This window comes from Streptomyces sp. NPDC001401, from assembly GCF_042895385.1.
GTDB lineage: Bacteria > Actinomycetota > Actinomycetes > Streptomycetales > Streptomycetaceae > Streptomyces.
The window spans coordinates 291,652-310,003 of the sequence record NZ_JBIAWI010000007.1; the positions used below are offsets into that span (position 1 = coordinate 291,652).

Below are 18,352 nucleotides of genomic sequence, written 5' to 3' on the forward strand. Positions count from 1 at the left end.
ACTAGAAAGTCCACTTCCGTGGCACACCTCCCTCGGGCGAAGGGGCGGACGATGGCTCAGAAGAAGTCGGCCGATGCGGCCGCGCACCAGGTATCCGCGCAGGTCATCAGGGATCTGCACGAGCGCATGGTGCGCATCCGGCTGTTCGAGACCGAGGCGGGCAAACTCATGGAGGCCGGCAAGCTGCCCGGCTTCCTGCACCTGTATGTCGGCCAGGAAGCCGTGGCCGCCGGCGTCATGGCGGCCCTGCGCGACGACGACCAGATCACCTCCACCCACCGCGGCCACGGGCACGCCGTGGCCAAGGGCGTCGGCCTCCGCGAGATGTACGCCGAGCTGTACGGACGCGTCACCGGCGCCTGCCTCGGCCGCGGCGGCAGCATGCACATAAACGACCTCACCCGCGGCATGCTCGGCGCCAACGGCATCGTCGGGGCGGGCGTCCCGATCGCCGTGGGTGCCGCCTTCGCCGCCCGCTACAAGGGCGAGGACAGCGTCGCCGTGACCTTCTTCGGCGACGGCGCCACCAACATCGGCGCCTTCCACGAGGGCGCCAACATGGCCGCGATCCTCGGCCTGCCCGTCGTCTTCGTGTGCGAGAACAACGGCTACGCCGAATTCACGCCACAGTCGAAGCACATGTTGATCAACGACGTTGCCGAGCGGGCCGCCGCCTACGGCATGCCCAGCGTGATCGTCGACGGCATGGACGCGGTCGCCGTCCATCGCGCCGCTGCCGACGCCGTCGAACGGGCCCGGTCGGGCGCGGGCCCGATGATGATCGAGGCCAAGACCTACCGCTTCTTCGACCACCAGGGCGTCAAGGGCCTGCGGCACCCCTACCGCTCGGACGAGGAGGTCGCCGAGTGGAAGGCCCGCGACCCCATCGACCTGCTGGAGACCCGTGCCGTCGCCGACGGCACGGCGACCCGCGCGGAGCTGGACGACGTATGGCAGCGCACCCGCGACGAGATCGCCGAGGCCATCGCGTACGCCGAGACCAGCCCCCTGCCCGACCCCGCCGACCTGCTGCTCAACGTCTACTCAGGGTGACCGCCATGACCACCACCACCGAAGCACCGGCCGTCGTCCCGAACGCCGCGGCCCGCAAACTGACCTACGTCAAGGCCTTCAACGAGGGACTCGCCCAGGCCATGCGCGAGGACGAGAACGTCTTCGTCGCCGGCGAGGACGTGGCCGGTTACGGCGGCGTCTTCCGCATGTTCGACAACCTGCTCGACGAGTTCGGCCCCCGCCGCATGATCGACACCCCGATCTCCGAAGCCGCCCTCGTCGGTCTGGGCGTGGGTGCCGCGGCCCGGGGCCTGCGCCCCGTCGTCGACCTCATGTTCATGGACTTCATCGGCGTCTGCCTCGACCAGATCGTCAACCAGGCAGCCAAGATGAAGTACATGTTCGGCGGCGCGCTGTCCGTGCCGCTCACCATCACCACCGCCTCCGGAGCCGGCCTCGGCGCCGCGGCCCAGCACAGCCAGAGCCTGGAGGCCTGGCTGGCCCACGTGCCCGGCCTCAAGGTCGTCATGCCGTGCGACGCGTACACCGCCAAGGGCCTGACCGTCTCGGCCATCCGGGACGACAACCCGGTCGTCGTCATGCTCAACAAGGTCCTGCTCGGCAGCACCAGCGAGGTGTCCGAGGAGATCTACGGCATCCCGCTGGGTCAGGCGCACACCGCGCGCCAGGGCAGCGACGTCACCGTGATCGCCCTGGGCCGCATGGTGGGGGAGGCCCTCGCGGCGGCCGACGAACTCGCGGCCGAGGGCGTCGAGATCGAGGTGATCGACCCGCGCACCGTGCAGCCCCTGGACACCGAGACGATGTTCGCCTCCGTCCGTCGCACCAACCGGGTGCTCGTGGTGCACGAGGCCGTCACCTTCGGCGGGCTCGGCGCGGAGATCGCCGCCCAGATCCAGGACGCCGCCTTCGACCACCTGGACGCGCCGGTCCTGCGCATCGGCGCCCCTTTCTCGCCCGTTCCCTTCTCCCCGGTCCTGGAGAAGGCCTACGTCCCCGATCGCACCCGGATCGCCCAGGGCTGCCGGCGTCTCCTCGAAAGGTCGTGACCGACGTGGCGGTCGAGGTTCTGCTGCCGAAGATCGGCCTGACCATGCAGGAAGGCACGATCGACGAATGGCTCGTGCCCACCGGCGCCGCCGTCGCGGAGGGCGACGCCCTGCTGCGGCTGGCCACCGACAAGGTCGACGTGGACGTCGAGGCGGAGGCCGGGGGACTGTTCCACCCGGTAGTCGCGGCCGGGGCCACCGTCCCGGCCGGGGCCCTCATCGGCTGGCTGCTGGCCGAGGGCGAACAGCCACCGGATCCGGCGGGAACACCGACGCCGGTCGGGTCCGGGACCACTATGCCTGTTCCTGACGCCGGCGCGGCGCCCTCCGTGAACGGCACGGGTGAGAAGGGCATCGGTGACCGGCTTCTGTCCTCACCCAACGCCCGGAGGGTCGCCGCGGCCGCCGACGTCGACCTCACCGCCGTACGGGGCACCGGTCCCGGCGGACGGATCGTCTCCGAGGACGTCGAGGACTTCCTCGCGGCCCTCCCCGGCGACCTCGTCACCCTCGTCCCGCCGGGCGACACCCCCGCCTCACCGCTGGTCCGCAAGCTGGCGAAGGAGCGGGGCATCGATCTCTCCGAGGTGAACGGCACCGGGCCCGGCGGCCGGATCCGCAGGGCGGATCTGGATGGCGTCACTCCGGCGCCCGAAGTCACTCCCGCTCGTCCCAGCAAGGTCATCCCACTCACCGGGATGCGCGGCACCATCGCCCGCAGGATGCACGCCAGCCTCCAGGAGATGGCGCAGCTGACGCACGGCTACGAGGTGCGGATGGACGCCGTGGTGTCCCTGCGGGACCGGCTCAAGGAGGAGTGGGCCGGCAGCGATCTGCCGGTGCCCAGCATCAACGACTTCCTGCTGAAGGCCGCGGCCCTGGCGCTGCGCGAGCACCCGCTGCTCAACGCGACGGTGCGGGAGGACGGCATCCATCTGCTCGAAGAGGTCCACCTGGGCTTCGCGGTGGCCGTTCCGGGCGGCCTGATGGTCCCCGTGATCGAGGACGCCGTAGCGCTGCCGCTGCCCGAGGTCGCCCGCCGGTCGAGATCCCTGGCCCAGGCCGCACGCGAAGGGCGGATATCCCCCGCGCAGCTGGAAGGGGCCACCTTCACGGTCACCTCGCTCGGCGGATACGGCGTCGACTTCTTCACCCCCGTGATCAACCCCGGCAACGTCGCGATCCTCGGGGTGGGCCGGCTCAGGGACGGCGTCGAGTGGGTGGACGACCGGCCGCTGCGGACGCGGGTGCTCACCCTCAGCCTCACCTTCGACCACCGTGCCGTCGACGGGGCACCCGCGGCCGAATATCTGCGCTCCGTAGGTGAGTTGCTGAGCAAGCCCCTCCGCCTGCTGGTGTGATCCGAGGCTTATGTGGCCGGGTCGGCGATCCGCTCCGCGAGGTTGCCGACCTCGCGGACGAAGGAGCGGTGCCCCAGCGACCGGTAGACGTCGTCGCCCCGGACCTGCGAGATCGCAGCGGTCTCCAGCAGTGCCAGCAGGCCCAGGCCGATCACCGCCGCCTCGGCGTCGGAGACCTGACCGCGAGCCTTGCGGATCAGCCGCACCAGTTCGTCCAGCAGTTCGGTACGGCTCTCCTGGCGCAGTGCCTCCGCGTCCTGGCTCATGCCGGCCGACGACACGAAGAAGACGGTGGCGGCGGACCGGTGTTCGCCCAGCCAGGCCAGCAGCGAGGTGATCGCCGTGCCGATGTCCGAGCCGGGTTCGTGGGCCTGAGTGAGTGCCTGCAACTGCTCGCGCAGCGCGGCGGCGAACACCCGCATCCCCTCCGCCAGGACCTGGTCCTTGGAGGAGAAGTGGTAGTACACCGCTGCCGAGGTCATCTCCGCACGCGCGGCGATGTCGGCCACCGTCACCTCGTCCGGCGGCTGGGTGGCGAACAGCTCCGTGGCTGCGTCGATCACCCACTGCTTGCGCGACGGGCGATGAGCGGCGCGGGTTCCGGATGTCGTCATGGTGTCAAGTATGCCGGGAGCCCGGTGCTCCGGAGGCGCTTGCGTAGCAGGAATTATGCCGTCGGGCGGGAGTAGTTACTGGATACAATGGTCAGTACGCAGGGCCCACGGACGCGGGTTCACGGCAGTCGGCAGGGAGCATGATGGCCACCACGAAGAACGGCAAGCAGCCCGCCCACCGGCCCTCGCGGCGGCAGCACATCATCTCCGCCGCCGTGCGGGTGTTCGGCCGCAATGGATTCGCGGAGACCAGCATCCAGGACATCGCGGACGAGGCACAGGTGGTGCCCACCGCCGTCTACTACCACTTCGACGGCAAAGAGGAGTTGCTCGAACTCGCGATGCGACGGGTCTTCGACCAGCTGAACGCGGTCGTGGAGGCGGCGCGTCCGGAGTCCGAGCCGGGTGATGCGGAGGGCCTGGTCCGCGTCATCGACGCGGTGTGGGACTGGGTGGAGCAGAACCCGGACGAGGCCCGTCTGTACCAGGTCCAGGTCGCCTCCGCCAACGGCAGTGTCAAGGTGCTGCGGGACGAGTTCGAGCAGCGGCATGTCCAGCGCGGCTACGACTATCTGCCCGAGGGCACGACTCGCAGCCCTCGGGCGGCGAAGGCCCGGCATGCGGGGCAGGCGCTCGCGGTCCGCACACTGATCAGTACGACCATGCTGGTCACGGCGCTGCGGGCGGAGGGCGGACCGCTGTCCCAGCTGCCCTCCCGGTCCGTGCTGGAGGCGGTCAGGGCGCTGGCGCTGCGCATCGTCGGCGCCGAGGAGAAGCCGGCCCCGTCCCGGACCTGAGGCGGTTCACCAGGGCAGCGGCTTGCGGTCGGCGAACAGCCCGCCCGTCGTCTCGTCGCCTTCGGGAAGGGTCGCCAGCCAGACCGGGGTGTCCGCCCCTTCCGCCGGACCGCGCGGAGCGGAGGGCCCGCCCATGCCGCTGCGGGTCCAGCCGGGGTCGGCGGCGTTGACCAGGACGCCCGTGCCGGACAGCTCGGCCGCGAGCATACGGGTCAGGGCGTTGAGCGCCGTCTTGGAGATCCGGTAGGCGGGGTGCCTGCCGGAGTCCATCAGCGCCAGCGAGCCGTACGAGCTGGTGACGTTCACGACCCGTCCGTAGCCGGCTTCCACCATGCCCGGGACGACGGCCTCCGCCACCCGCCAGGCGCCGGTGAGGTTCGTGTCCAGGGTCGCCCGCAGGATGTCCTCATCGACATACGGGGGCCGCAGTTCCCGGTCCAGGGACACGCCCGCGTTGTTCACCAGCACATCGATCCCACCGGTCAGCCCCGTCGCTTCTCGGACCGCTTCCGTGACGCTCTTCGCGGACGTCACGTCCAGGGCCAGCGGCAGTGCCGCCGGGCCGATGACGCGGCACGCCTCTTCCGCGGCCTCCAGACGTCGCGCCCCGACCAGGACCCGCAGCCCCTGGTCCGCGAGCTGTCGGCACATCTCCAGGCCGATCCCGCGTGCCCCGCCGGTCACCAGTGCCGCCTTCTCGCCGTGCCGCATGGCTCGCCCGCCGCCTTTCACACCGTCAGAACCGAGCACGCGCTGATCCCGGGCGCCCCGTACACATGGGTGAAGCCCACCCGGGGAGCGCCCGGCACCTGCACACCGGGCGCCCGGCCCTGCAATTGCCGTACGACTTCATGGAACTGCCGCAGCCCGGAGGCGCCGACGGGCTCTCCGCCGGCCAGGCAGCCGCCGTCGGTGTTGACCGGTATCCGGCCCGTCGGATCGGTGTCCCCGGCGGACAGCAGCTCCTCCTGCTCGCCATGACCGCACAGCCCGGTCTCCGCCAGGTGGATGAGCTCCGAGCCGCTGTCGGTGTCCTGCAACTGGGCGACCTGTACGTCCGCGGGCCGCACTCCTGCCGCGTGGAAGACCGCCTCCGCGGCGTCGACGCTGGGGCTGTGGTGCGGTCCCGGCGGCAGCCAGGGCGAGAAGACCTCGAAGGAACCGAACCGCCGGGTCCGGAAGGCCAACGATGCCAGCCTGACCGGTTGTTCACACAGGTCGAAGGCGCGCTCGCCGCGCGCCAGCACCAGCGCGGCCGCGCCCTGACCGGGGGAACAGAACATGTACTGGGTGAGCGGGGGACTGACCTCGGCCGAGTCCAGGATCTCCTGCTCCGTCAGCGGCTTGCGCCGCCAGGCCAGTGGGTGGTGCGAGCCGTTGCGGAAGGCCCGCGCGGCGACCATCGCCAGCGCGCGCTCCGAGATCCCGTGCTCGTGCAGATACCGCTGGGTCTTGAGGGCGAAGAACTGGGTCGTGAGCATCATGCCGGTCTCGGCGTACCAGTCGCCCAGACCGTAGCGGGCCGCGGAGACGTGGAACGCGCCCCGCTCGTGCTTGTCGAACCCGACCGCCAGTCCAAGGGAGGCCTCGCCCGCGCGCAGCGCGTTGGCCACCGCGAGCACGGTGGAGGCACCGGTCGCGCAGCCGTTCTGCACATTGACGAAGGGCACACCGGTCAGGCCCAGGCGGCCCACCAGCGTGTCGGGCTTTCCGGACACGTCCGAGCCGCCGGCCGCGTAGCCGATGTCCTCCCAGGCGACACCGGCGTCGGCCAGGGCCTCGCGTATCGCACGCTCGGCCATGTCCATGCCGGTGACGCTCTCGTCGCGGCCGAAGGGATGCATCCCGCACCCGACCACGTACACGTCGTCGGTCCGGCTCATCGCTCCCCGTCCGGGTCCGGACGGAACGCGAAGGTCACAACCTCGGTTCCGTCCTCGTCCTGGTACGCGGGCACCATGGTGAGCCGGACCGGCAGACCGATCCGTATCTCCGCGCGGGGTACCGCCAGCAGTGCCTCGACCAGCACCTCACCGAGGTCCACATAGCCCAGGTGATAGGGCCGGTGGCCGCCGGACGGCGGGCGGTACGGCGGCTTCGGCGCAAAGGCCTGGAGCGTCCACGACCACACGCGCCCGCTCACCGGCAGCACATGCGTGGACATGGCCCCGTCCGCACACTTGGGGCACGAGTCCTGTCGGGGGAAGACCACGGTGGTACACGCGGAGCAGCGCGCGCCCGCGAGACGAGGTGGGTCTCCGTCGACGAACAACGCCTCGTCGATGAGTCTGGTGGTCATGCCGTTCCGCCTTCCACGTCACCAGCCCAGCAGCCCGGCCAGCCGTTCCCGATGGTGTGCGGCGCCGCCCAGCAGAACGGCGTAGGACTGGGCGCGCCGGAAGTACAGGTGTGCGTCGTGCTCCCAGGTGAAGCCCATGCCGCCGTGCAGCTGCACGCACTCGGCGGCGACGGACACGAACGCCTCGCCGCACCACGCCTGTGCCACTGCCGCCGCCTCGGCCAGCGCCTCGGGCGAGCCGGCCGCCCGCACCGCGCGCACCACGGCCGACCGAGCGGCCTCGACCTGGAGCAGCATGTCGGCACAGGTGTGCTTGACCGCCTGGAAGCCGCCGATCGCCCTGCCGAACTGGGTACGGTCGCGCACATGGGCCACCGTCATGTCCAACGCGGCCTGCGCTCCGCCCAGTTGCTCGGCGGCCAGAGCCACCAGCGCCACGTCCAGGGCGCGGGAGACGACGTCCGCCCCCTCGCCGCTGGCGGTCAGTGCCCGGGCCCGGGCACCGGAGAAGGTGACCACCGCCTGACCCCGGCTGAGGTCCAGGGTCGGCACCCGGCGCACCGTGACCCCAGGCTCGCGCGGGTCGACGAGGTAGAGGTCCACGCCGTCGGCACCGGCCGCGGCCACTACCAGCGTTTCGGCGTCGGCGCCGTCGAGGACGAACGGCGCGGTGCCGTCGAGCAGCGGCACGCTGCCCTGCCAGGAGACGGCCACCGGTACGGCGTCGGACTGCCATGCTCCGTCGGGGGCCGCCACCGCCAGGGCGTGCACCGTGCCCTCGGCCAATTCGGCCAGTGCTCTGTCGGCGGTGCCGCAGCCGGCCAGTACCTGGCCGGCCAGCACGGTGGAGGACAGCAGCGGTACCGGCGCCAGCGTCCTGCCCAACTCCTCGCAGACCACGGCGATCTCGGCGAGCCCGCCGATGCCTCCGGCGGACTCGGGCAGGCCGAGGGCCGCGAGGCCGACCTGCCGGCCGAGGGTGTCCCACAACTCGGCGTCGATGCCGGGGGCCTCCTCGGACATCCGGCGTACCGCGGCGGTGCCGCCGGCGTCCGCGCACACCGACCGAACGGTCTCGCGCAGGTCGTCCAGTTCGGTGTCCGACAGGGCCGTGCCGTCCGTCACGGTGCTCGTCATCGTGTGCTCCCGCTCTCGTCGCGCCGCTCCCGCAGGGCACTGTGCGCAGCCGCCATCCGGGCCACCGGCACGCGGTGCGCGGAACAGGAGACGTAGTCGAGGCCGAGGTCGTCGCAGAACGCGATCGACTCCGGGTCCCCGCCGTGCTCACCGCACACGCCCAGCTTGATGCCGGGCCGTGCGCTCCGCGCCCGCTGTGCCGCCAGGTCGATCAGGGCGCCCACCCCGTGCGGGTCGAGCCGGGCGAACGGGCTGGCGGTCAGGAACCCGCGCTCCTGGTAGTTGGCGAGCACCTGGCGCTCGACGTCGTCCCGGGAGAATCCGTAGGTGAGCTGAGTGAGGTCGTTGGTGCCGAAGGAGAAGAACTCGGCGTGCTCGGCCAGTTCGCCGGCCAGCAGCGCGGCCCGCGGGGTCTCGATCATCGTGCCGAGCCGGTACGGGACCTCCACTCCGGTCCGGGCGGCGACCGCGTCGGCGGCACCGCGCACGTACGCGGCCGCGGCGGCCAGTTCCTCCGGCAGGCTGACGAGCGGGATCATCACCTCCAGCTCCGGGCGGACTCCGGTGGCGGCGACATCGGCCCAGGCGGTGAAGAGCGCCTCGGCCTGCGCCGGGTAGAGCCGCTCGTGCAGCAGCGCCAGCCGCACCCCGCGCAGCCCGAGCATCGGGTTCGCCTCGCGCAGCGCGGCGGCCCGCTGCTCCTCGGCCGCGTCCAGGGCCTGTCCGGGGGCGGGCAGGAACTCGTGCAAGGGGGCGTCCAGCAGGCGCACGGTCACCGGGCGGTTTCCGACCGCCGCCAGCAGCGCCCTGAAGTCCTCGTGCTGGGCGTGCTCCAGCGCCAGCAGCGCCTCGTCGCGGGCCGTAGGGTCGGCGGCCAGGATCACCCGGCGGATCAGCGGCAGCCGCTCGCCGAGGAACTGGTGCTCCGTACGGCACAGGCCGACACCCTCCGCGCCCAGGGCGACGGCGGTGCTCACCTCCGCGGCCGTGTCGGCGTTGACCCGCACACCCAGCCGACGCATGCCGTCCGCCCACTCCAACAGGGTGGACAGTTCGGGCGGCGGTCCGGCGACACTGACGCTCAGCGTCCCCGCGTAGACGGCGCCGGTGCGGCCGTCCAGAGAAACGGGGTCCCCCTCGTGCAGCACCCGGTCCCCGATCCGCACCGTCCCGGCGGCCCGGTCCACGCGCAGCCCCTCGGCACCGCACACCGCGGGCTTGCCGGCGCCCCGCGCCACCACGGCGGCGTGCGAGGCGATGCCGCCGCTGCCAGTCAGCACGGCGACGGAGGCCAGCATCCCGGGGACATCCGCGGGGTTCGTCTCGGCAGCCACGAGCACGACCCGAGTGCCGTCCGCAGCCAGTTCGAGGGCACTCTCGCTGGACAGCGCGACCGCTCCGGTCGCCGCCCCCGGGGACGCGGGCAGCCCCCTCACCAGGAGCTCCTCCCCGCCGGTCAGCCGGAGCTGGGGATGCAGCAGTTCCTGCACCTGCGCGGGGGTGATGCGCCGCACGGCCTCCTCGCGGCCGAGCGCCCCGTCCCGGGCCAGGTCCGCGGCCAGACACACCGACGCGCGAAGCGGCGGGCGCAGTTGCGCCGAGGCGGCGAGCAGGGAGATCTCGTCGTCGCGTACCTCGAAGTCGACGGACACCGGCGCGTGCAGATGACGTTCCAGGGTGAGCAGAGAGTGCTCCAGCAGCGCGGTTCCCCCCGCGAGCCGCTCCAGCGGTTCACCGGTGTGGGGCGGCGGGGCGCTGCGGCGCACCCCACGGAAGAAGGAGCCCTGGGGGGAGAGGCGCCCGGTCTCAGGGTGGCGGCTGACCGCCGTGCCGTGACCCGAGTGGTCTGCCGGGCCGATGCGCAGCGCCTGCACGTGCAGGGCGACGGCGAGATCGGCGGGGAGTCGCTGGGCCCGGCGGGACCTTCTCGCGCGCGGCGAGTCCCATCGGCCGAGGAGGGCTCGGGCGGCCAGTGCGAGTTGCTGTGCCGGATCGTCGGGGAAGGGCTCGGAGCCGTGCTGCGCCACCTGGGACAGCAGTGCTTCGACCCGTGCCCGCGGCTCGGGCGTGTCGAGGAGGGCGTCGTCGAGCACCGCACCCGGGACGTCGAGGGCGTACTCGGCGATCATCCGCACGGTGGCGGCCCACACCTCCTGCAGCGCCTCCGCGCGACCGATGACGGCGCACAGGTCGCCCGCATTGCCGGGCGTCACGCCGAGACACGCAAGGTCGGGCGGCAGCCCGGCGATCTCGGTCGGAGCACTCGCCGACAGGCGCAGCAGCAGCGGCCGGGTCGGGTCGCCGATCCGCCGTCCCGAGAGCTGTTCGACCAGATCGACAGCGGATCTCGCGGTGTCGGGTTCGCACAGGGACGCGGAGGCGTCGGCAGGCACGGTGAGGCCCGGCACGACCGGCAGCCCGAGGGCCACCAGCCGGTCCATCGCCGCGCCGTGTGCGCCCAGTTCAGCGGCGTCGAGGCCCCGGATCCGACCCTGCCCGTAGGGCACCAGGCTCCGGCCGGGGGTCTCGGACGGTGTGCGAGAGGCCTCGGACTGTGCGAGCGGGCCCGCCTCGCGGTTGGTGACGCTCAACCCCGGCTCCTTGTGACCAGCTCCTCTTCGCGGGCCTCGTCCTGGGCCCGGCTGATGCCCAGCACCAGCAGCAGTTCCTGGTGCAGCCGCATCCACACGGTGTGGTACGAGTCGCACAGCGGCGAGGCCAGCCACGCCGGCTCGCCCTCGTCGAAGTGGTCGAGGGCTTCCTCCAGGGCCGTCAGGTACCGCCCGCTGCCGGCGAGCACCCGCTCCAGCCTGCGCAGCACGGGCTGGATGGCCTCGTGCACGTCTTCCAGCGACTCGCGCACCTCGGCGTCGTAGCCGCTGTCGGAGTGGTCGTTGGCGGTGCCGTCGGGGCGGCACTGCCATGCCGTGCACACGTCGCGGATCTTGCGGTTGACCGGCAGGAAGGCCTCGTACGCCGCGGTGATCCGCTCCTCCTGCTCGGATCCCGCGGCAACCCGCAGGATCCGCGAGGCGGTGGCCTTGGCCTGCTCGGTCGGCAGCACCACCGGACCCTTCACCATCGCCAGCCCCGCGTCGACCAGGGGGCGGTGCTCGGACTCTGGCCGGCCGCGCCACATGCCACGCAGAACGAGGTCGACGACGGCTTCGGTGAGGCTCTCGTCGGGAGCGTCCGGAAGGTCCACGGCAGCAGATTGCATCGCCACACCTTTTCCCCGGTTCAGTGGTGACCGGTTCCTCGGTTCTGTGTTGCCCGGAGGTTACGCTCCGGGCGGGGTGTTAGTGAAGAGGGATTCAAGAAACACTTTCGGGTTCCCGGGTCCCGGTCCCGCTGTCGGCCGCCTTCGAGCGGCCCCGGGCGGCGAGGAACGACGCCATGCGGTCCTGTGCCTCCTCGCCGTCCGCCAGCAAGGCGATCAGCCGCGCCTCTTCGGCGAGGTGGCGGCGCAGCTCTTCACCGGCGCCGGCGCGCAGCAGACCCTTCGCGGCGCGCAGCGCGTCACCGGCACCGGCGGCCAGACCGGCGGCGGTGCGGTGCGCCGCGTCGTCCAGTTGCTCGTCGTCCACGGACCGGGAGACCAGGCCCAACCGCTCGGCGTCGTCGCCGGTCAGGACCCGGTTGGTGAGGATCAGGTCCGCTGCCAGTCGGGGGCCCGCCAGGCGCGGCAGGAACCATGAGGCCCCGCAGTCCGGGGTGAGCCCGATCGCTGTGTACGCCAGCCGGAAGCGCGCGGACCGCGCCGCCAGGACGATGTCACCCACCAGGGCGAGACCGATCCCGCCGCCCGCTGCCGCGCCGCGCACGGCGGTCACCACGGGCACCGGCAGGTCGTGCAGAGCCTGTATCGCGGCGTGCGCGGCGGTGGCCACGGCGTGCACATAGGCGCCGGTCTCCGTGCCGCGACCGGCGAAAGCGCGCAGGTCACCGCCCACGCAGAAGCTGCCGCCCGCCGCCCGCAGCAGGACCGCGCCGCCCGGCTCCACCGCCACCTCGGCGGTCGTGTCCCGCAACGCCTCCGCGGTCCTGAGGTCCAGGGCGTTTCCCCGCCCGGGATCGTCCAGCCTCACCTCGACGACACCGTCGGGGTGGCGCACGATCCGGACCGGCTCGGCGCTCGCGGGGAGGCTCATGGCTTTCTCCTGTCGTCTTCCCGTCGCCGGGTGCCTCCCGGCAAGATACTGAAGACGCTGTACAGTTTCTAGGACGCGACGGGCACCGATGCCCGTACGCCCGTCGGCGGGAGGTCCCGTGCCCATCCAGTTCGATGTCGATCCGCCTGTTGCCCAACTCGCCGCGTCCACCGCCGAGTTCGTACGCGAGGTGGTGATCCCGGCCGAGCGCGAGTGCGGCGGGTCCGTGCACGATGCTCCCGAGGCCCTGCGGGAAGCCCTGCAGAAAGGTGCGCGTGAGGCGGGTGTGTTCGCTCCCCACGTGCCGACGCGGTGGGGCGGCCACGGGCTCGACCTGCGCGGGCAGGCGGTGGTGTTCGAAGCCGCGGGCTACTCGCTGCTCGGACCACTGGCGCTGAACTGCGCGGCCCCGGACGAGGGCAACATGCACCTGCTGGAGAAGGTGGCCACCGAAGAGCAGAAGCAGAAGTACCTGCGGCCGCTCGCCGCGGGCGAGACACGATCCTGCTTCGCCATGACCGAACCGGCGCCCGGGGCGGGTGCCGATCCCCGCTCCTTGCGGACCACCGCGACCCAGGTCCCCGGTGGCTGGCGCATCGACGGCCGCAAGTGGTTCATCACCGGGGCCGACGGGGCCCGCTTCGCCATCGTCATGGCCCGCACCTCCGGCAGTCCCGGCGACCCGGGTGGCGCCACCATGTTCCTGGTCGACGCCGACACCCCCGGCATGCGCATCGTCCGGACCATCGAGACGCTGGACGAGTCGCTCTTCGCGGGGCACAGCGAGATCGTCTTCGAGGGGTGCGTGGTGAGGGAGGAGCAGGTGCTCGGCGCGGTGGACCGCGGTTTCGACGGCGCCCAGGTCCGGCTCGGTCCCGCCCGGCTGACCCACTGCATGCGCTGGCTGGGAGCCGCTCGCCGCGCCCAGGACGTCGCATTGGAGAGGGCGGGCAGCCGGACCGCGTTCGGCTCGGTGCTGGGAGACCTCGGCATGGTCCAGCAGATGCTGGCCGACTCCGAGATCGACATCGAGGCGAGCCGCGCGCTGATCCTGCGTACCGCCTGGGAGTTGGACACCGCCTCCGCCGCCGCCTCGCAACTCACCTCCGTGTCCAAGACCTTCGTGGCGGAGGCGGTGAACCGGGTGGTGGACCGGGCGGTGCAGATCTGCGGAGCGCTCGGCATCTCGGCAGCCGACGCCCCGCTGGCCCGTCTGCTCAGGGAGGTGCGGCCGTTCCGGATCTACGACGGCCCTTCGGAGACGCACCGATTCGCCATTGCACGCCGAGCGGTGCGGCCCTACCGACAACCGCGAACAGGTGCCGCCGACGGCTCATGACGGCATCGCCGGGGGAGGCGTTCCGGGCCCGTCTCGCCCGGGATCCACGGGTCAGGCGATGTCCCGCCGCGCAGCCCGGACGTATACCGCGTGGTTCTGTGCGCCGGACGGGCCGTCGACTGCTCGCGACTGCGTCGACCGTGAAGCCGTGAGTCGGCGCGGTTCGGTGCCGGTGCCGGTCCGGTGCTGACTTTCAGGCTGCCCGGGAGGCAACTCCGCAGGTCCTAGCTCCGATCGGATGAGTCGTCGTACCACTCGATGGTGGTGCCGATGAGACTGGCGGCGATGATGCGACGGAGGTTCGCAGGTGGTGGGGGAGCGGTGGTTCCGGAGGTCATGTGCGCCACTTCCTCGTGTGCGATGGGGACGGGTTCGTGTCGGAACACCGTAGGAATCCGCAGGTCAGGCGCACATGTGGTGGGACAACATAGTTCGGGGCCGGAGTGTAAGCGTGGCCTCCACGTCTATCCGCCCGGTGTGTCCGGGCGGACGTGTGGGACGGCAGGGATGATGGTCATGGTCTCCCGATCCCGTAGAGAGGAAGCCTCATGGACGAGCAGGGCGAGCAGGGCGAGCAGGGCGAGTACTTCGACGTCGTGGTCCTTGGAGCCGGCCCCGGCGGCTACGTCGCCGCGGTCCGCGCCGCCCAGTTGGGCAAGCGCGTGGCTGTCGTCGAGGAGAAGTACTGGGGTGGTGTCTGTCTGAACGTGGGGTGCATCCCCAGCAAGGCCCTGCTGCGCAACGCGGAGCTGGCGCACATCTTCACGCGCGAGGCGAAGACCTTCGGCATCAAGGTGGAGGGGCAGGTCACCTTCGACTACGGGGAGGCGTTCCGCCGCAGCCGCAAGGTGGCGGACGGCCGGGTCAAGGGCGTGCACTACCTGATGAAGAAGAACAAGATCACGGAGTTCGACGGCCGTGGCACCTTCCTCGACCCGCACACCCTGCAGGTGGCCGGCTACGACGGCGACACCCGCACCATCGGCTTCGAGCACTGCATCATCGCCACCGGCGCCACGCCGAAGCTGCTGCCGGGCACCAAGCGCAGCGCGCGCGTGGTGACGTTCGAGGAGCAGATCCTCGCCGAGGACCTCCCGCAGTCGATCGTCATCGCGGGGGCCGGAGCGATCGGTGTGGAGTTCGCCTACGTGCTGCACAACTACGGCGTGAAGGTGACGATCGTCGAGTTCCTGGACCGCGTCACGCCGCTGGAGGACGCCGAGGTCTCCGCCGAACTCGCCAAGCAGTACCGCAGGCTCGGCATCGACGTGCTCACCGCCACCCGGGTCGACGCCATCGACGAGTCCGGGCCCCAGGTCAGGGTCACCGTCACCGCGGCGGACGGCTCCCAGCAGGTGCTGGAGGCCGACAAGGTCCTCCAGGCGATCGGCTTCCAGCCGAACGTCACCGGCTACGGCCTGGAGAAGACCGGCGTGCAGGTCACCGAGCGCGGCGCGATCGAGGTCGACGGCCGGTGCCGTACCTCCGTGCCCCACCTCTACGCGATCGGCGACGTGACCGCCAAGTTGATGCTCGCGCACGCCGCGGAGGCGATGGGCATCATCGCTGCCGAGACCCTCGCGGACGCGGAGACCATGGAGCTCGACTACGTGATGATCCCGCGCGCCACCTACTGCCAGCCCCAGATCGCCAGTTTCGGCTACACCGAGGCCCAGGCCCGAGACCTCGGCTACGACGTCAAGGTGGCGAAGTTCCCCTTCACCGCCAACGGCAAGTCGCACGGCCTGGGCGACGCCACCGGTTTCGTGAAGCTGATCAGCGATGCGACGCACGGAGAGCTCATCGGCGGCCACCTGATCGGCCCCGACGTCACGGAGCTGCTGCCCGAGCTGACCCTGGCCCAGCAGTGGGACCTGACCGTCCACGAGGTCGCCCGCAACGTGCATGCACACCCCACCCTGGGCGAGGCGGTCAAGGAGGCCGTCCACGGCTTGGCCGGCCACATGATCAACATGTGAGATGTGAGCGGGAGCAGGCAGGCCACCACAGACTCTGGTCAAGGAGAGCGCTATGGGAGTGTACGAGGACGTCTTCCGGGCCAGCCTCGAAGACCCGGACAGCTTCTGGCTGAGGGCGGCGGAAGGCGTCGACTGGGAGGTGGCGCCGTCCCGTGCCCTGGACTCCTCGGGCGCACCCTTCTACCGCTGGTTCCCGGACGGCCGGCTCAACGTCTGCTTCAACGCGGTGGACCGGCATGTCGAAGCCGGCCGGGGCGAACAGCCCGCGCTCATCCACGACTCCCCGGTGACCGGCACCCAACGCACCTACACCTACGCCCAGTTGAGGGACGAGGTGGCGGCCTTCGCCGGTGCACTCGCCGGGCTCGGCGTGGGGCACGGCGACCGGGTGGTCATCTACATGCCGATGGTCCCCGAGGCCACCATCGCGATGCTGGCCTGCGCACGCCTCGGCGCCGTCCACTCGGTGGTCTTCGGCGGGTTCGCCCCACCCGAACTCGCGGTCCGCATCGACGATGCCACCCCCAAGGTGGTCGTCTCCGCCTCCTGCGGCATCGAGGGCAAGCGCGTCATCCCCTACAAGCCGCTGCTGGACCGCGCGATCGAACTCGCCGCGCACAAGCCACAGAAGCGGGTGATCCTTCAACGGCCGCAGGAACGGGCCGAGTTGGGGCCGGACGACCTCGACTGGGCCGACCTGACCGCCGCCGCAGCGCCTGCCGCCTGTGTTCCCGTGGCCGCGACCGACCCCCTCTACATCCTCTACACGTCCGGAACGACCGGGAAACCCAAGGGAGTTGTCCGCGACTGCGGCGGTTGCGCCGTGGCTCTGCACTGGTCGATGGGTGCCGTGTACGACATCGGCCCGGGCGAGACGATGTTCACCGGGTCCGATGTCGGCTGGGTGGTCGGGCACTCGTACATCGTCTACGGGCCGCTGCTGGCCGGTGCCACGACCGTCCTGTACGAGGGCAAGCCGGTCGGCACCCCGGATGCGGGCCAGTTCTGGCGGGTCGCCGCCGAGCACGGCGTCAAGACCATGTTCACGGCGCCCACCGCCTTTCGCGCCATCAGGAAGGAGGACCCGAAGGGCGTCCTCACCGCGGACTACGACCTTTCCCGCCTGCGCTACCTCTTCCTCGCCGGTGAGCGCCTCGACCCCGAGACCTACCACTGGGCGAGCGCCCTCCTGGACATCCCGGTGATCGACCACTGGTGGCAGACGGAGACCGGCTGGCCGATCGTCGCCAACCCGGTCGGCATCGAGGCCGCCCCCGTCAAACCCGGCTCGCCCACCCGTCCACTGCCGGGCTGGGACGTACGCGTCCTCGACCCCTCGGGGCAGCCCGTGCCGGCCGGCGTCGACGGCGCGATCGTCGTGAAACTGCCCCTGCCGCCCGGTTCGCTGCCCACCCTCTGGAACGACGACGCCCGCTTCGTCGCCTCCTACCTCTCCGCCTACGACGGCTACTACCTCACCGGCGACAGCGGGCACATCGACGAGGACGGCTACGTGTACGTCATGGGCCGCACCGACGACGTCATCAACGTCGCCGGACACCGGCTGTCCACGGGCAGTATGGAAGAGGCCCTGGCCGCTCACCCCGACGTCGCCGAGTGCGCCGTGATCGGCGTCGCGGACGCCCTCAAGGGGCAGGTCCCACGCGGCTTCGTCGTCCTGAAGGCGGGCACCGCCCGCGACCCGAGGGAGGTCGAGGCCGAACTGGTCCGGCTCGTACGCGAGCGCATCGGTGCCGTCGCCTCCCTCAAGGAGGTCGCCGTCGTGGCCGCCCTGCCCAAGACACGCTCGGGGAAGATCCTGCGCAAGACGATGCGCGGTATCGCCGACGGCCTCGACGAACCCATCCCGTCCACGGTGGACGACCCGAGCGTCATCGAGACCCTGCGCCCGCTTCTCCACCGCGCCGATCACACCGGTTGAGTCCGACTCGGCGATACCGTCCATGACACTCACCAGAGCAGGTGCACACCGTTACCCGTGGCGTCGGAACAGGTGACGTCATCGGACGGAGTGGCCATGTGCAGAGGCACCCGGGCGCCCTGTTCCAGGGGCAGGATCCCGATGTTGTCGTGCGGGGGCCGGTCCCCTCCGCCGGGCCGCCGCTGGGCGGGTGCCGTGGTCATGGCGTCGTACAGGACCTCGAAGTCCTCGACCGCCAGCTGGATGCAGCCCAGGCGCAGCCGGTATCCCCAGTTGCGGTCCTGCGTCAGATGCAGCTGGTGGGTGACGTCCCGCAGATCCACGGAACGGGCATCGACGTAGTCGATACGGCGGCGCCAGGGGCGCCGGGTGCCGTGGGAGCCCATGTTGACGGCCTCGTCGGCGAGGTAGGGCTCGTCGTCGGCGATGACGCCGAGCGCGGTGAAGGCGCGCAGCGGTGTCCTGGAGCCGTAGGTCTGGGTGGGGGAGTAGTAGACGAAGCCGTCGCCGCGGCGCATGCGGGCCACGTTGTGCCGCCTGCCGTGGTTGACCTGGATGATGGCGAGGTCAACGGCATCGCGGACGTGGTCGCCGGACGCGACCCCGAGCCAGGTGTTGTGGGAAGCCATGGGCAGCATCCTCCGAGCAA

Annotated in this window: 16 protein-coding genes; 7 read left to right on the forward strand and 9 right to left on the reverse strand. The window is 71.4% G+C overall.

The window, feature by feature from the left end:
• The first annotated feature begins 51 nt into the window (after window positions 1-51).
• From ACFY10_RS24740 to ACFY10_RS24750, 3 genes are read left to right on the forward strand one after another with little or no spacing between them, the layout of a single operon-like run.
• Window positions 52-1,053, forward strand: coding sequence for a thiamine pyrophosphate-dependent dehydrogenase E1 component subunit alpha (locus ACFY10_RS24740; RefSeq protein WP_390667366.1), 1,002 nt, complete (start codon window positions 52-54; stop codon window positions 1,051-1,053).
• A 5-nt stretch (window positions 1,054-1,058) separates the two neighbouring features.
• Window positions 1,059-2,084 (forward strand): alpha-ketoacid dehydrogenase subunit beta, encoded by a 1,026-nt coding sequence (locus ACFY10_RS24745; protein ID WP_390667367.1) that lies wholly within the window; start codon window positions 1,059-1,061, stop codon window positions 2,082-2,084.
• A 5-nt stretch (window positions 2,085-2,089) separates the two neighbouring features.
• Window positions 2,090-3,445 carry a 2-oxo acid dehydrogenase subunit E2 gene (locus tag ACFY10_RS24750; RefSeq protein ID WP_390667368.1) on the forward strand — a complete coding sequence of 452 codons (1,356 nt, stop codon included), beginning with the start codon at window positions 2,090-2,092 and terminating at the stop codon, window positions 3,443-3,445.
• Between the two features lie 8 nt (window positions 3,446-3,453).
• Here the strand turns inward: ACFY10_RS24750 and ACFY10_RS24755 are convergent, their stop codons facing one another.
• On the reverse strand, window positions 3,454-4,059 hold the full coding sequence (locus ACFY10_RS24755; RefSeq protein ID WP_385234875.1) for a TetR/AcrR family transcriptional regulator: 606 nt from the start codon (window positions 4,057-4,059) through the stop codon (window positions 3,454-3,456).
• Window positions 4,060-4,199: 140 nt separating this feature from the next.
• On the opposite strand from ACFY10_RS24755, the gene ACFY10_RS24760 reads away from it, so the two are divergent.
• The gene (locus ACFY10_RS24760; protein WP_037738613.1) at window positions 4,200-4,856 is read left to right on the forward strand and encodes a TetR/AcrR family transcriptional regulator; all 657 of its coding nucleotides are present in this window, start codon (window positions 4,200-4,202) and stop codon (window positions 4,854-4,856) included.
• A 6-nt stretch (window positions 4,857-4,862) separates the two neighbouring features.
• Here the strand turns inward: ACFY10_RS24760 and ACFY10_RS24765 are convergent, their stop codons facing one another.
• From ACFY10_RS24765 to ACFY10_RS24795, 7 genes are all read right to left on the reverse strand, one after another.
• On the reverse strand, window positions 4,863-5,567 hold the full coding sequence (locus ACFY10_RS24765) for an SDR family NAD(P)-dependent oxidoreductase (protein WP_390667369.1): 705 nt from the start codon (window positions 5,565-5,567) through the stop codon (window positions 4,863-4,865).
• A 17-nt stretch (window positions 5,568-5,584) separates the two neighbouring features.
• A complete protein-coding gene (locus tag ACFY10_RS24770; protein WP_390667370.1) occupies window positions 5,585-6,739 on the reverse strand; it encodes a thiolase family protein in 1,155 nt (384 codons plus the stop codon).
• Complete coding sequence (locus ACFY10_RS24775; RefSeq protein ID WP_390667371.1) at window positions 6,736-7,155, reverse strand: Zn-ribbon domain-containing OB-fold protein; 420 nt, start codon at window positions 7,153-7,155, stop codon at window positions 6,736-6,738. Before ACFY10_RS24775 ends, ACFY10_RS24770 begins: the two co-directional genes overlap by 4 nt.
• 18 nt (window positions 7,156-7,173) lie before the next feature.
• On the reverse strand, window positions 7,174-8,292 hold the full coding sequence (locus tag ACFY10_RS24780; RefSeq protein ID WP_390667372.1) for an acyl-CoA dehydrogenase family protein: 1,119 nt from the start codon (window positions 8,290-8,292) through the stop codon (window positions 7,174-7,176).
• The gene (locus ACFY10_RS24785) at window positions 8,289-10,883 is read right to left on the reverse strand and encodes a putative PEP-binding protein (RefSeq protein ID WP_390667373.1); all 2,595 of its coding nucleotides are present in this window, start codon (window positions 10,881-10,883) and stop codon (window positions 8,289-8,291) included. Before ACFY10_RS24785 ends, ACFY10_RS24780 begins: the two co-directional genes overlap by 4 nt.
• The gene (locus tag ACFY10_RS24790; RefSeq protein WP_390667374.1) at window positions 10,880-11,512 is read right to left on the reverse strand and encodes a hypothetical protein; all 633 of its coding nucleotides are present in this window, start codon (window positions 11,510-11,512) and stop codon (window positions 10,880-10,882) included. Before ACFY10_RS24790 ends, ACFY10_RS24785 begins: the two co-directional genes overlap by 4 nt.
• Before the next feature lie 94 nt (window positions 11,513-11,606).
• Entirely contained in the window at window positions 11,607-12,443 is an 837-nt protein-coding gene (locus ACFY10_RS24795; protein ID WP_390667375.1) for an enoyl-CoA hydratase/isomerase family protein, read from the reverse strand.
• A gap of 118 nt (window positions 12,444-12,561) precedes the next feature.
• Between ACFY10_RS24795 and ACFY10_RS24800 the strand changes: the two genes are divergently transcribed.
• From ACFY10_RS24800 to ACFY10_RS24810, 3 genes are all read left to right on the forward strand, one after another.
• Window positions 12,562-13,782 carry an acyl-CoA dehydrogenase family protein gene (locus ACFY10_RS24800; protein WP_390667376.1) on the forward strand — a complete coding sequence of 407 codons (1,221 nt, stop codon included), beginning with the start codon at window positions 12,562-12,564 and terminating at the stop codon, window positions 13,780-13,782.
• A gap of 548 nt (window positions 13,783-14,330) precedes the next feature.
• Window positions 14,331-15,761 (forward strand): dihydrolipoyl dehydrogenase, encoded by a 1,431-nt coding sequence (gene lpdA, locus ACFY10_RS24805; RefSeq protein ID WP_390667377.1) that lies wholly within the window; start codon window positions 14,331-14,333, stop codon window positions 15,759-15,761.
• A gap of 52 nt (window positions 15,762-15,813) precedes the next feature.
• Complete coding sequence (locus ACFY10_RS24810) at window positions 15,814-17,703, forward strand: AMP-binding protein (RefSeq protein WP_390667378.1); 1,890 nt, start codon at window positions 15,814-15,816, stop codon at window positions 17,701-17,703.
• Window positions 17,704-17,732: 29 nt separating this feature from the next.
• On the opposite strand, the gene ACFY10_RS24815 is transcribed toward ACFY10_RS24810, so the two are convergent.
• Window positions 17,733-18,332 carry an EVE domain-containing protein gene (locus ACFY10_RS24815; protein ID WP_390667379.1) on the reverse strand — a complete coding sequence of 200 codons (600 nt, stop codon included), beginning with the start codon at window positions 18,330-18,332 and terminating at the stop codon, window positions 17,733-17,735.
• Between the last annotated feature and the right edge of the window lie 20 nt (window positions 18,333-18,352).

Bases quoted from the DNA above. Each gene is read 5' to 3' on its own strand.
- ACFY10_RS24760 (WP_037738613.1), top strand. From the start codon at position 4,200: ATGATGGCCACCACGAAGAACGGCAAGCAGCCCGCCCACCGGCCCTCG.
- ACFY10_RS24815 (WP_390667379.1), bottom strand. From the start codon at position 18,332: ATGGCTTCCCACAACACCTGGCTCGGGGTCGCGTCCGGCGACCACGTC.
- ACFY10_RS24795 (WP_390667375.1), bottom strand. From the start codon at position 12,443: ATGAGCCTCCCCGCGAGCGCCGAGCCGGTCCGGATCGTGCGCCACCCC.
- ACFY10_RS24770 (WP_390667370.1), bottom strand. From the start codon at position 6,739: ATGAGCCGGACCGACGACGTGTACGTGGTCGGGTGCGGGATGCATCCC.
- ACFY10_RS24740 (WP_390667366.1), top strand. From the start codon at position 52: ATGGCTCAGAAGAAGTCGGCCGATGCGGCCGCGCACCAGGTATCCGCG.
- ACFY10_RS24790 (WP_390667374.1), bottom strand. From the start codon at position 11,512: ATGCAATCTGCTGCCGTGGACCTTCCGGACGCTCCCGACGAGAGCCTC.
- ACFY10_RS24775 (WP_390667371.1), bottom strand. From the start codon at position 7,155: ATGACCACCAGACTCATCGACGAGGCGTTGTTCGTCGACGGAGACCCA.
- ACFY10_RS24745 (WP_390667367.1), top strand. From the start codon at position 1,059: ATGACCACCACCACCGAAGCACCGGCCGTCGTCCCGAACGCCGCGGCC.
- ACFY10_RS24780 (WP_390667372.1), bottom strand. From the start codon at position 8,292: ATGACGAGCACCGTGACGGACGGCACGGCCCTGTCGGACACCGAACTG.
- lpdA (WP_390667377.1), top strand. From the start codon at position 14,331: ATGGACGAGCAGGGCGAGCAGGGCGAGCAGGGCGAGTACTTCGACGTC.
- ACFY10_RS24810 (WP_390667378.1), top strand. From the start codon at position 15,814: ATGGGAGTGTACGAGGACGTCTTCCGGGCCAGCCTCGAAGACCCGGAC.
- ACFY10_RS24755 (WP_385234875.1), bottom strand. From the start codon at position 4,059: ATGACGACATCCGGAACCCGCGCCGCTCATCGCCCGTCGCGCAAGCAG.
- ACFY10_RS24765 (WP_390667369.1), bottom strand. From the start codon at position 5,567: ATGCGGCACGGCGAGAAGGCGGCACTGGTGACCGGCGGGGCACGCGGG.